14 protein-coding genes are annotated in these 11,804 nt (G+C 66.6%); 5 read left to right on the top strand and 9 right to left on the bottom strand.

The window, feature by feature from the left end; translation table 11 throughout:
- Positions 1-242: 242 nt before the first annotated feature.
- The 3 genes from ASF87_RS06880 to ASF87_RS06870 are packed head-to-tail and all read left to right on the top strand — an operon-like array spanning position 243 to position 3,435.
- On the top strand, positions 243-1,487 hold the full coding sequence (locus tag ASF87_RS06880; RefSeq protein WP_056375161.1) for an extracellular solute-binding protein: 1,245 nt from the start codon (positions 243-245) through the stop codon (positions 1,485-1,487).
- 50 nt (positions 1,488-1,537) lie between these two features.
- The gene (locus tag ASF87_RS06875) at positions 1,538-2,512 is read left to right on the top strand and encodes a carbohydrate ABC transporter permease (RefSeq protein ID WP_056375159.1); all 975 of its coding nucleotides are present in this window, start codon (positions 1,538-1,540) and stop codon (positions 2,510-2,512) included.
- A 2-nt stretch (positions 2,513-2,514) separates the two neighbouring features.
- Positions 2,515-3,435 carry a carbohydrate ABC transporter permease gene (locus ASF87_RS06870; protein ID WP_194285985.1) on the top strand — a complete coding sequence of 307 codons (921 nt, stop codon included), beginning with the start codon at positions 2,515-2,517 and terminating at the stop codon, positions 3,433-3,435.
- Between the two features lie 65 nt (positions 3,436-3,500).
- Here ASF87_RS06870 and ASF87_RS17675 read toward each other — a convergent pair whose 3' ends face one another.
- Together ASF87_RS17675 and ASF87_RS06865 are read right to left on the bottom strand one after the other, a co-directional pair.
- Positions 3,501-3,677 (bottom strand): hypothetical protein, encoded by a 177-nt coding sequence (locus ASF87_RS17675; RefSeq protein ID WP_157550017.1) that lies wholly within the window; start codon positions 3,675-3,677, stop codon positions 3,501-3,503.
- A gap of 30 nt (positions 3,678-3,707) precedes the next feature.
- Positions 3,708-4,289, bottom strand: coding sequence for a helix-turn-helix domain-containing protein (locus ASF87_RS06865; protein WP_056375157.1), 582 nt, complete (start codon positions 4,287-4,289; stop codon positions 3,708-3,710).
- 51 nt (positions 4,290-4,340) lie between these two features.
- On the opposite strand from ASF87_RS06865, the gene ASF87_RS06860 reads away from it, so the two are divergent.
- Positions 4,341-4,820, top strand: coding sequence for a hypothetical protein (locus ASF87_RS06860; protein WP_157550016.1), 480 nt, complete (start codon positions 4,341-4,343; stop codon positions 4,818-4,820).
- A gap of 44 nt (positions 4,821-4,864) precedes the next feature.
- On the opposite strand, the gene ASF87_RS06855 is transcribed toward ASF87_RS06860, so the two are convergent.
- Together ASF87_RS06855 and ASF87_RS06850 are read right to left on the bottom strand one after the other, a co-directional pair.
- Positions 4,865-6,031 carry an ROK family protein gene (locus ASF87_RS06855; protein WP_056375154.1) on the bottom strand — a complete coding sequence of 389 codons (1,167 nt, stop codon included), beginning with the start codon at positions 6,029-6,031 and terminating at the stop codon, positions 4,865-4,867.
- Positions 6,032-6,169: 138 nt separating this feature from the next.
- Positions 6,170-6,469: a chorismate mutase gene (locus tag ASF87_RS06850; protein WP_042541193.1), complete on the bottom strand. Its 300-nt coding sequence runs from the start codon at positions 6,467-6,469 to the stop codon at positions 6,170-6,172.
- A gap of 94 nt (positions 6,470-6,563) precedes the next feature.
- On the opposite strand from ASF87_RS06850, the gene ASF87_RS06845 reads away from it, so the two are divergent.
- Positions 6,564-7,856, top strand: a complete 1,293-nt coding sequence (locus ASF87_RS06845) for an AI-2E family transporter (RefSeq protein ID WP_056376380.1) — start codon at positions 6,564-6,566, stop codon at positions 7,854-7,856.
- 164 nt (positions 7,857-8,020) lie between these two features.
- Here the strand turns inward: ASF87_RS06845 and ASF87_RS06840 are convergent, their stop codons facing one another.
- The 5 genes from ASF87_RS06840 to ASF87_RS06820 all read right to left on the bottom strand — a co-directional run bounded on the left by ASF87_RS06840 (position 8,021) and on the right by ASF87_RS06820 (position 11,723).
- Positions 8,021-8,944 carry an ABC transporter substrate-binding protein gene (locus tag ASF87_RS06840; RefSeq protein WP_056375152.1) on the bottom strand — a complete coding sequence of 308 codons (924 nt, stop codon included), beginning with the start codon at positions 8,942-8,944 and terminating at the stop codon, positions 8,021-8,023.
- 47 nt (positions 8,945-8,991) lie between these two features.
- Positions 8,992-9,795, bottom strand: a complete 804-nt coding sequence (locus ASF87_RS06835; protein ID WP_082508782.1) for an ABC transporter permease — start codon at positions 9,793-9,795, stop codon at positions 8,992-8,994.
- A complete protein-coding gene (locus tag ASF87_RS06830) occupies positions 9,792-10,472 on the bottom strand; it encodes an ABC transporter permease (protein ID WP_042540393.1) in 681 nt (226 codons plus the stop codon). The genes ASF87_RS06835 and ASF87_RS06830 overlap by 4 nt, the downstream gene beginning before the upstream one ends.
- Positions 10,469-11,356 (bottom strand): ABC transporter ATP-binding protein, encoded by an 888-nt coding sequence (locus tag ASF87_RS06825; protein WP_082041094.1) that lies wholly within the window; start codon positions 11,354-11,356, stop codon positions 10,469-10,471. The genes ASF87_RS06830 and ASF87_RS06825 overlap by 4 nt, the downstream gene beginning before the upstream one ends.
- Positions 11,357-11,420: 64 nt before the next feature.
- Positions 11,421-11,723 carry a DUF427 domain-containing protein gene (locus ASF87_RS06820; protein WP_056375150.1) on the bottom strand — a complete coding sequence of 101 codons (303 nt, stop codon included), beginning with the start codon at positions 11,721-11,723 and terminating at the stop codon, positions 11,421-11,423.
- Positions 11,724-11,804 lie beyond the last annotated feature (81 nt).

Genomic DNA, 11,804 nt, shown 5'->3' with positions numbered 1-11,804 from the left:
TGATTCGATCATAGTATTTCGACACGAGGAAATCCTGCAAGGTTCCTCTTGATTTGTTTATTCTCCTGACAAATAATCGAACAAGTTCCACCGCCCCTCCGCAGATCCGGTCCACGGAGGGTTCCTCGAGCCGACCCGGCTTGAACCGATCGCCCAGCCACCGGCGAAGGCGATCACACGCACCGTCGCGTGAGTTGTGCTTGCGACTGTGCACCACCTACACAGTGAGGAATGCAATACACATGAAGAAGTCACTGCGATTCGGTGCCGTCGCCCTGGCGGCGACCGCCACGCTCACGCTCGCTTCGTGCGGGTTCGGCGGCTCGACAGGAGGCGGCGGAGACGCCGAGGGCGAGACGACGCTCAACCTTCTGGTGCCCAGCTACTCCGACGCCACCAAGGGTCTGTGGGAAGACGTGATCGACGGGTTCGAGAAGGAGAACCCCGACATCAAGGTCGACCTCGAGGTGCAGTCGTGGGACAACCTCGAGAAGGTCGTCTCCACCAAGATCCAGGCCGGTGAGGCGCCCGACATCTACAACGGCGGACCCTTCGCCGGCTTCGTGGGCGACGAGCTGCTCTACCCGGTCGAGGACGTGGTCTCGGAGGAGACCTACTCCGACTTCCAGGACGCGTTCCTCGCGAACGCCGAGGTCGACGGCACCGCGTACGCCCTGCCGCTGATCGCGTCGGCCCGCGCGCTGTTCGTCAACAACGCCCTGCTCGAGCAGGCGGGCGTCGAGGCTCCGACCACCTGGGACGAGCTGCTCGATGCCGCGACCAAGGTCTCGGCACTCGGCGGCGGCGTGGCCGGCTACGGCATGCCGCTCGGCTCCGAAGAGGCTCAGGCCGAAGCGGCCGTGTGGCTGTGGGGCGGCGGCGGATCGTTCGGCGATGCCTCCGAGATCACGATCGACACCCCCGAGAACCTCGCAGGTGCCGAGCAGATCAAGAAGATGATCGACGCGGGCGCCACTCAGGCAGACCCCGGTTCGACCCAGCGCTCGCCCCTGATGGACATCTTCATCCAGGGCAAGATCGGCATGCAGGTCGGCCTGCCGCCGACAGTGGGCCAGATCGAAGAGGGCAACCCCGAGCTCGACTACTCGATCGTCCCGATCCCGACCGAAGACGGCTCGCCGTTCACCCTCGGCGTCATGGACCAGCTGATGGCGTTCCAGAACGACGGCGACAAGCAGGAGGCGATCACCGCCTTCTTCGACTACTACTACTCGGCCGACGTGTACGTGCCGTGGGTGCAGGCCGAGGGCTTCCTGCCCGTCACCAAGTCGGGTGCCGAGCAGCTCTCCGGCGAGGAGGCGCTCAAGCCCTTCCTCGACGTGCTGCCCGACGCGCAGTTCTACCCGTCGACGAACGAGAAGTGGTCGGCCACGGATGGAGCCTTCAAGGCGCTGTTCGGCCAGCTGCAGTCGAAGCCTGCCCAGGACGTCCTGGCAGAGATCCAGGCACAGGTCGACGCGGGCTGAGTCCCGCCGACCCTGCCCACACCAAGCGACGGAGAGGTTCGGGAATTCCCATGAGCCAGACGAAAGAATCCTCGAACCTCGCGGGGGCGGCCACCAGCCGCCCCCGCACCCCGGGTCGCCGCACGGGCGCGACCCGGGGCAGGCCGGGCGGAAAGGACCTGCTCCAGGCGCTGCCCTGGATCGCCCCCGCCCTGCTGCTCATCATCGGCGTGGTGCTGTTCCCCGCCGGGGTGATGTTCTTCAACTCCACCCGCGACATCTCGCTCTCGGGTCTCGACAAGGGCTCGGTCGGCTTCGACAACTTCGTGACGGTGTTCACGTTCGCCGAGTTCTGGCCGATCATCTTCCGCACGATCATCTGGGTCGTGGCGGTCGTGACCTTCACGGTGATGATCTCGCTCGGTCTCGCGCAGATCCTCAACAAGGCCTTTCCCGGTCGGCAGATCGTGCGTATGGCCGTCATCGTGCCGTGGGCGGCATCCGTCGTGATGACCACGATGGTGTTCTACTACAGCCTCGAGCCGTACTTCGGGGTCTTCAACAAGTTCCTCTACGACATCGGGCTCTCTGATGACGCGGTCGGCTACGGCTGGACCAAGAACCCGGCCACCGCATTCGCGTGGTCGATCGTGATCGCGATCTTCGTGTCCCTGCCGTTCACGACCTACACGATCCTCGCCGGACTCCAGACGGTTCCGGCCGACACCCTCGAGGCCGCGAAGATGGACGGCGCCGGTCCCACCCGCACTTACTGGACGGTCGTCGTCCCGCAGCTGCGCAGCGCCCTCGCGGTCGCGATCCTCATCAACATCATCAACGTGTTCAACTCGCTGCCGATCCTCAAGGTGATGACCGGGTCGATCCCGGGCTACGGCGCAGACACGATCATGACGATGATCTTCAAGTACATCGAGCTGCAGAAGAAGGTCGACGTCGCCAGCGCGCTGTCGGTCGTCGCCTTCCTCATCGTGATCGTGATCGTCGCGATCTACGTCAAGGCCGTCAAGCCCATGAAGGAGGTCTGATCATGACTCTGACCGAGACCGCCCTCGTCACGACCGCAGGCGACGACGCCGCACCCCGCATCCCCGGGCGCAAGCGCCGCTACACCGAAGACCAGGTCACGCTGCCCCGCGTCATCCTGCGCATGGCCGCCGGCATCCTGGTGCTCGCGATCTTCGTGCTGCCGTACCTGATCATGTTCTTCGGCTCGGTCAAGACGAAGTCGCAGATCCGCTCGGTCGATCCGACGTACCTGCCGATCGAGTGGCACTGGGAGAACTACATCTCGATGTGGTCGACCCCCGAGACGCCGCTGCCCTACAACCTGATCTCGACGATCATCATCGCCGTCTTCGCAACGCTGCTGGTGCTGCTGGTGTCGCTGCCGGCCGCGTACTACACGGCACGGTTCAAGTTCCCCGGGCGAATGGTCTTCCTGTTCCTGGTGATCGTGACGCAGATGCTGCAGCCGGCCGTGCTCACCTCCGGCCTGTTCCGCCAGTTCACGGTGCTCGGACTCGGCGACACGTGGGCCGCGATGATCTTCATCAACGCCGCGTTCAACCTGTCGTTCGCGGTGTGGATCATGCACTCGTTCTTCGCCGGCATCCCGAAGGAGATCGACGAGGCCGCTCAGATCGACGGCGCCGGACGCTTCACCGTGCTGTTCAAGATCAACCTGCCGCTGGTCTGGCCCGGAATCGTGACCGCGATCGTCTTCACGTTCGTCGCCTGCTGGAACGAGTTCGCGGCATCGCTCGTGATCCTCTCGACCGACAAGAACCAGCCGCTGTCCGTCGCGCTCACCAAGTTCGTCGGTCAGTACGAGACCAGCTGGCAGTACGTGTTCGGCGTCTCGATCGTCGCGATCCTGCCGGTCGTCATCCTGTTCATGCTCATCGAGAAGCGCCTCGTCGGCGGCCTCACCGCCGGCAGCGTCAAGTAGAACCAGCAACGGAGGGGATGCGGGGCGCCACCGGGTGGCGCCCCGCATCGTCGTCTCATCGGAAGTCAGGCGGGAGCGGTCGGGCGAGCAGAGGCGAGCCTGCCTCGGTCGCCGTCGATCGTCAAGGCGATGGCCGCGCCTCCGACAATCCGGAGCGTCGCCCTGGTGCCGGAATCGCGTAGCAGCGTGATGACCTCGCCGACACCGTCGATGATGTCATCGCGAGTGAGGATGCCGGACATGATTCTCCCCTTGAGCTGGCCGAGATCGCATCATGCGCTCGCCAACTCGCCTTGCTCGATGGCGACACCTCTGCGGAGGAACTCCGTCGGCACCTGAGTGCGGTCAGCCCACATCGGCAACGCCCGCGCGCTGCGCTGCGGCTCCCAGATTGTTTCGGGAAGACCGGCACGTTCTGTCACCCACGAAGGGACCGGCGCGGACGCCTCGTGCAATCGCACCTCGATCAGCGCCGCGATGGCGTCCAACCATCGAGAAGTCGAATCATCCGGCCTCTCAGCGGCGAGGAGCACGCGTGTCACCGGGTCTGCAGAAGCGAGGTCGTCCGAAAGCTGGATGAATCGCCGGTAAGCCTGGGCGAACTGCCCGCGAGCTTCGGCGTCGATGATGTCCTCTGCGGCCCGCGCGGCGGGAGAACGACCCTGGGCCGAGAAAGGGATCCAATCGATGCCGATGGCGGAGGCGAGTCGGTCCACCGTCGATGTGGTGGGGTCGCGGTGCCCGTTCTCAATGGCGCTGAGGTTGCCTGCACCCACACCCGCGCGAGACGCGATGCTTCTCAGGCTCGCGCCAGAGTGCTTCCGGGCACGTCGCAGAGAGTTCGTGATGCTCATGCCCTCACCCCCTGTTCTCTAATACGATAACATCTGACACAGGGGGGCAACATGACATGGCAGGATGCTGGACGAGTTGGTCGACGACCGTCAGGCGACGCGCACCCGGGGTGGGGATGGGGCGTGGTGCTCGTTCCGGCAGCGGTCGGACTCGCAGCGCTCGGGCTGTTCTTCATCCGATCGCTCGACCCCGGGATGGGCACCCTGATCGGCGTCGCCCTCATCGCCTGGGCGGTGCCCCTCGCGATGCCCTTCTTCGTGATCGCCTGGTACGCGGCGCAGGCAGCGTGGAAGGCGCCTCGCGAGCAGCGCGGACAGAGCTTCGCTGCACCATCGCACGCGCTGCGGCGCATCGGGTTCGGCATGCGCTGGAGCTTCCGCGCGCGCGGCTCGCTCTTCAACCCGGCGTCGTACGACGGGCCGGACCTCCCGATGCTGCTCATCGGCAAGATCGTCCACTACCTCGCGATCGCGATCCTGGTGATGGCCGGACTGGTGGCCGCACTGGTCGGGATCGCTTCTCCGCGCTGAGCGGGCATCGCGTCCGCAGCGGCCGCAGGAGAGAGCGCTGAGGTTCAGTCGCGAACAGCGGATGCTGCGCGCAGCTGCGCCGGACTCCAGCGCACTCCCAAAGCGCTCGAGAGTGCCACCTGTGCGACACCCGTCGAGATCGACGCGTCCGAGTCGGCGTATCGCACCGGCACGTTCGTGGTGCCGGTCGCCGTGTAGTCGACTTCCGCCTGCACGAGTGGCAGGAACCGGTCGCCCAACGCTCGCGCGGGCCCGCCGATCACGACCTCGGCCGCATCGAGCACCGCGGCGATGAGCTTGATGGTGCGGGCGAGCGCTCGTGCTCCTTCAGCCAGGCGCTCGTCGTCGGCGGCCGCGGCGAGCGCCGCGATGGCCTCGTCGTCCATGGCGTCATCGAAGTCATCACCGAGCATCGCCGTCATCGACGACGCCGACTCCAGGCACCCCTGCCGTCCGCATCGGCATGTCCGCGCCTCTTCGCCGAACTCCACCTGGACGTGCCCGATCTCGCCCGCACGGTCGCGAGGACCGGGAGCCAGCTCTCCGTCGAGAGTCACCGCCGCACCGATACCGGTGCCGATGTGGATGAACAGTCGATACCCCGACGACTCGTCCTCCCTGGCGGCTTCGGCGATCGCCTCGGCATCCACGTCGTTGACGAGCAGCACGGGAATCCCGAGCACTGCTTCGAAGCGCTCGGCGAGCGGCACATCCGTCCATCCCAGCTGCACGCTCTCGAACACGCGCCGTCCGTCGGTCGTGCCAGGCAGCTGCACTCCCGCCACGAGCAGCCGACCGAAGTACTCGGCCGCGACGTCGGATACGGCGTCGTCCAGCATCCGATCACGCGACTCGTCGGAGAACGCGACTCTGCGCGCCTCGACCTCGGTGCCGTCGAGCGCGACCAGCGCGATGCGCGCATCGGTCGGCCTGATCACCAGAACGAGGATGACGTGATGCTCGGCTGCGATGCTCAGGGTCGTCGCCCGCTTGCCACCCGTGCTGGCGGCCTGCTCGCCGTCGACGATCAGCTGCAGATCGATGAGCTCCGCCACCAGAGACGAGGCGGTTGCGGCGGTGAGTCCGGTGGCGCGGGCGATCCCTGCCCTCGTCTCCGAGCCGGGGTTGCGGAACACGAGCTGCAGCGCACGACGCAGATTCGCGCGGCGAACCGACGCCTGCGTGTCCAGTGCGTCGTCGCCGTTCAGCATGGTGCCGGTCCCGTTGTCGGAATTGGTTGACAGACCTGGTGGTTCTGCGTACCCTCGGTCATAGTTTATTCAATAAACTTAGTTCGGTCCCCGGGCGGGTGAGTGCTGCACACACTGTCACTCGCCCGGAAGGCCGGATCATCGCCCCTCGGCGGCTTCGGTGTGATGGCGGATGACTTCGGCCACCACGAAGTTGAACCACTTCTCGGCGAACTCCGGGTCGAGATGCGCGTCCTCGGCCAGTGCCTTGAGACGGGCGACCTGCTGCTCCTCGCGCCCCGGATCCGATGCCGGCATCTCGTGCTCGGCTTTGAGCTGCCCGACCTGCTGCGTGGCGCGGAAGCGCTCGGCGAGCATGAAGATGAGTGCGGCATCGATGTTGTCGATGCTCGAGCGCAGTCGGAGGAGTTCAGCCCGGGGGTCTTCGGCGGCGGTCATGCCCCCTACTCTACGGAAACACGGGGCTGGACGACCCTTCGTGACCATGCGGATGCTGCCGGGTCTGGCACCGATCGGACGCTATCGTGAGCACATGAGCCGAGAAGAGCACGAACCGTCCTCGAAGGGGTCCGCTGCCGCATCCGACCCGTCCGCGGACTCCGCGCGGGCGTCCGCGCGCGAGGCCTCGACGACCGACGCATCCGCCGACGCCTCTGCGTCCACGAGCTCAGCCGCGTCAGGGGCCACCGCCGTCGCCGCCACCGCCCCGCACGACCCGACGACATCGCCCGCTCCTCGTCACGGGGTCGTCGAGCCGATGACGCCGAGCCGGTCGTTCTGGACGCGCATCGACCGCCCCTTCGTGTTCGGGTTCCTGGTGACGCTCGGCGCCCTCGGTGCCATCGTGCTCGGCCTGGCAGTCGCGAACCTGTCGACCGTGCTCATCTACATCGCACTCGCCATGTTCGCCGCGCTCGGACTCGACCCCACCGTGCGGTTCCTCGAGCGACGGGGGCTGTCGCGGGCGATCTCGGTGGTCGTCGCGATCCTCGGGCTCATCGTCGTGGCCGGCCTCGTCGTGTGGATGGTGCTGCCGGTCGTGATCGACCAGATCGCGAGCTTCGTCGGATCCGTGCCGGGGATGATCCAGGAATTCACTCGCAGCGACATCTATGCGGCGCTCGATGAGCAGTTCGGCGATCAGTTCCAGGATCTCGTCGCCGACGTGCAGTCGTTCCTCACCAACCCCGGCAACATCGCTGCGATCGGCGGCGGAGCCCTGAAGGTCGGCGCCTCGATCGCCAACGCCATCTCGGGCATCATCGTCGTGCTGGTGCTCACGCTCTACTTCGTCGCGACACTGCCCGCGATCAAGACGGGAATGCTCCGACTCGCTCCCGCCCGTGACCGTGCTCGCGCCAGCGACATCACCGACCAGATCACCGACTCTGTCGGCGCCTACGTCATGGGGATGGTCGTGCTCGCGTTCTGCAACGCCGTGCTCGCATTCCTGCTGTATCTGTTCCTCGGACTGCCGTTCCCGCCGCTCATGGCGACCGTCGCGTTCTGCATCACCCTGATCCCGCTCGTCGGATCGGTGATCTTCTGGATCATCGGCACGGGTCTCGCCCTGTTCACCACTCCGATCGCAGCGCTGGTCTTCGCTCTCATCTACCTCGTCTACATGCAGATCGAGGCGTACGTGATCACCCCCCGCGTCATGAACCGCGCCGTCTCGGTGCCTGGCGCGCTCGTGGTGATCGGCGCACTCGCGGGCGGCACGCTGCTCGGGCTGCTCGGAGCACTCGTGGCAGTGCCGGTCGCGGCATCCATACTCATCATCATCAAACAGGTGCTGGTTCCACGGCAGGACGCCCGGATCTAGCGCCTACGTTCGGGCGCCCGCGTCCGGGGCACCCCTGCGATCCGCGCACGAACACGCGTCCCGCACACGGGTCTCGTGCAGAAACCGCGGCCTCACCGCCCCGCACACGCAGAAGTGCCCGGCCACTGAGGGACCGGGCACTTCCGTGTGAAGACGACTCAGTGTCAGACGAGGTCGTTGTCCTCGAGCCACTTCTTCGCGATGTCAGCCGACGACTGCTGGTCGACCGTGCTCAGGACGTTGAGGGAGACGAGCTCCTCGGCCGTGAGCTTGGCGCTGATCGCGTTGAGCACATCGGAGACGTCGTCGGCGATGTCGCTCGAGACGATCGGCACGACGTTCGACGAGATGATCAGGTTCTCGGGGTCTTCGAGCGCGACGATCTCCTCGGTCTCGAAAGCCGGGTCGGCGGTGTAGATGTCTGCGACCTGGATCTGGCCGGCGAGCAGCGACTCGAGCGTGGTCGGGCCGGTGGCCGAGAACGCCAGGTCGACGCCGTAGACCTCCTTGGCCGCGGCCGGGCTGTACGGGCGCTGCTCGAACTCGGGAGCCGCACCGATCGTGACCTGCGAGGTCACCTTCGCGAGGTCACCGATCGTGGTCAGGCCGTTCTCCTCTGCGAAGCTCTTCAGCACCGTGTAGGAGTCCTGGTCGGTCGCCTCGGCGAAGTCGAGGGCCGTGAGGCTCTCGGGCAGGGCATCCTGCAGTGCCGCGTAGACGTCATCGGGGCTGGTGACGTCGATGTCGTCGTCCGAGATGTACTCGAGCAGGCTGCCCGTGTACTCGGGGAAGACATCGATGTCGCCGGACTCGACATCGGGCATGTACGCGTCGCGCTGACCGATGCTGAGCTGCTTCTCGACGTCGAAGCCGGCTGCCTCGAGCGCCTGGGCGTAGATCTCGGCGATGATCTCGTTGGAGTAGTACGCCTGCGAGCCGACGACGATCGTGTCGCCGCTGCCCGAGCTCTCGCCCGAGTCGGCGGGCTCGCCGAGCGACTCGCTCGAGCCGCAGGCGGACAGGGCGAGTGCGGCCGCGGCGACAAGGCCTACGGCGAAGACAGAGCGCTTGCCTCGTGCTGTGAACATGGACTTCCTCTTCTCTGGGGGACTGCTGGAACTGCTGTGCTGTGGATTCAGGAGGTGGCGGGCTGGGTCACGACCGACGTCTGCCCGGACTCGGCGGCCGACGGGTCGGTGGTGGAGGGCTCGGTGGTGGAGGGCTCGGCGGCCGGCGTGAGCGAACGCGAGCGTCGGCGCGAGGGCCGCCCACCGGTGCGGAGCCCCCTCGGCACCGCGAGGTGCTGGGCTGCGGCCAGCAGCAGGTCGACGATCAGCGCCAGCGTGGCGACGAGGATCGCTCCCGCGAGCACCTGGTCGAAGCGCTGCAGCGGGATGCCCTGGATGATCGGGTACCCGAGCCCGCCCAGGCCGACGTACGCGGCGATCGTGACGGTCGCGATGACCTGGAGCAGGGCCGAGCGGATGCCGCCCACGAGCAGCGGAAGACCGAGCGGCACCTCGACCTTCCAGAAGATCTGCCAGCCCGTCATGCCCATGGCCTTCGCCGAGTCGATCACCCGTCGGTCGATGGCCTCGAGCCCGGTGTAGGCACCGGCGAGCAGGGACGGGATCGCGAGCAGCACGAACGTCGTGACCGCCGCCTGGGGAACGCGGAGCACGCCCAGCAGGAGCACGAGGAGGATCATGAGGCCGAACGCAGGGATCGCACGCGCCGCGCCCGAAACCGCCACCGCGATCTCTCGTCCCTTGCCTGTGTGGCCGATGAGCCAGCCGAGCGGCACGGCGATGGCGGCCGCGATGACCACCGAGATCGCTGTGAGCGTCAGGTGCTCACCGAGGAGTTTCGGCAGGGCGTAGTTGCCGGTCCACTGGGCCGGGGCCAGCATCCAGGCGAATGCTTCGAGGAAGAGGTTCATGCGGGCGCCCCCACCACGACGGGCCGCGCCGTGCTCGTCTTCGTCGCCGCACGCGTCCACGGCATGAGAGCCCGACCCGCGAGCAGAAGCAGCAGGTCGATCACCAGGGCGATGACGACGACGGCGATGATGCCGGCGAACACCTCGGCGATGATGCGGCGATCGAGGCCGTTGGTGAAGAGGTAGCCGAGGTTCGTGATGCCGATCAGGATGCCGACGGTCGCGAGCGAGATGGTGCTGACCGCGGTGACCCGCAGACTCGCCAGGATCACCGGGCCGGCGAGCGGGAACTCGACCGCCCAGAAGCGCCGGAAGGACCCGAATCCGGTGGCCGTCGCCGCCTGGCGGATGTCGTCGTCGACGGAGTCGAGGCCGTCGGAGACTCCCCGCACGAGGATGGCGATGGCGTAGATCGTCAACGCGATGATGAGGTTGGTCTCACTGCGGGCCGAGTATCCCGCGACCGACGGCAGCAGGATCAGCAGCGCCAGCGAGGGGATCGTATAGAGCAGCCCCGTGAGCACGATGATCGGCCCGCGCACGAGCTTGAATCTCCACGCGACCCAGCCGAGGGGCAGCGAGAGCACGAAACCGAGCACGATCGGGATGATGCTCTGACGCAGGTGCACCAGAGTCAGCTCGAGGATCAGGTCGAGGTTGTCGACGACCCAGTTCACGTGAGCCCACTCTGCACGGCGCCCAGGGCAGCGGCATCCGGGCCTGCGAGCGGACCGTCGGACTTCTCGGCCTCAGCCACGATCGCGCCCTGCGTGCGACCCTCGGAGTCGACCACGACGGTGCCGTGGGGCGTCTCCTTCAGGTGCAGCGCGCGGCGGCCTCGGTCGGCGCCGATGAAGGAGGCGACGAAATCGTCTGCCGGGTTCTCGATGATCTCGCTCGGGCTGCCCACCTGGACAATGCGAGCGCCCTTGTCGAGGATCACGACCTGATCGCCGAGCAGGAAGGCCTCGTCGATGTCGTGCGTGACGAACACCACGGTCTTGTCGAGCTCGTGCTGCAGCCGAAGGGTCTCCTGCTGCAGGTCGGCGCGCACGATCGGGTCGACCGCGCCGAACGGCTCGTCCATCAGGAGGATGTTCGGATCCGCCGCGAGGCCACGGGCCACACCGACGCGCTGCTGCTGACCGCCCGAGAGCTGGCTCGGATACCGCTCGGCCAGCGACTGGTCGAGGCCGACAGTCTTCAGCAGCTCCCGCGCGCGTTCGTGCGCCGGTGCCTTCTTCACACCCGTGAGACGCAGCACGGTGGCCACGTTGTCGATCACCGTGAAGTGCGGCATCAGACCCGAGTTCTGCATGACGTATCCGATGCGGCGACGCAGCGCGACGGGGTCGCCGCCGAGCACGCTCTCGCCGTCGATCTCGACCTCACCCGAGGTCGGCTCGACCATGCGGTTGATCATGCGCAGCAGTGTGGTCTTGCCGCATCCCGAGGATCCGACGAACACCGTCGTCTTGCGTGACGGCAGCACCAGGCTGAAGTCCTTGACGGCGGTGGTGCCGTCGGGGAACTGCTTGGTGACGTTGCGGAACTCGATCACGATTATTCTCCGGTCGGTCGATCGACGAGTCGGGCATCGGCGCCCCGGCTGCGGCATACAGAGGTCATGCTGAGACTTCGACCCGGGGGTCGAACGCGACGAAGCCCGAGAAGTCCTTGCCCACGCGGTCGAAGGCACTGGGGAACGGAGTGGGATACGACCAGGCGTAGTCGGTGTACAGCTCGTCGCCGGCCTGCACCGAGAAGTACTGAGCAGCGCCCTTCCAGGGGCACGTGTACGGGGTCGGGCTCTCGACGAGCGCTCCCTCGGTGATCGACGCGGGCGGGAAGTACCAGTTGCCCTCGATGCGGGCGAGATCGCTCTCGTCTGCTTCGGCGATGACGGTTCCTGCGAGTACAGCCTTCATGGTCCTGCCTCCTCGGATGTGGGTTCGAGCGTATAAGAGGTGTGCGACATTCGGCCGGGGGTTGTGCCCGGGGCCGTCAAT

Source organism: Microbacterium sp. Leaf161, from assembly GCF_001423645.1.
In the GTDB taxonomy this organism is placed as follows: Bacteria; Actinomycetota; Actinomycetes; order Actinomycetales; family Microbacteriaceae; genus Microbacterium; species Microbacterium forte.
This window is presented reverse-complemented; position numbering and strand designations above follow the sequence as displayed.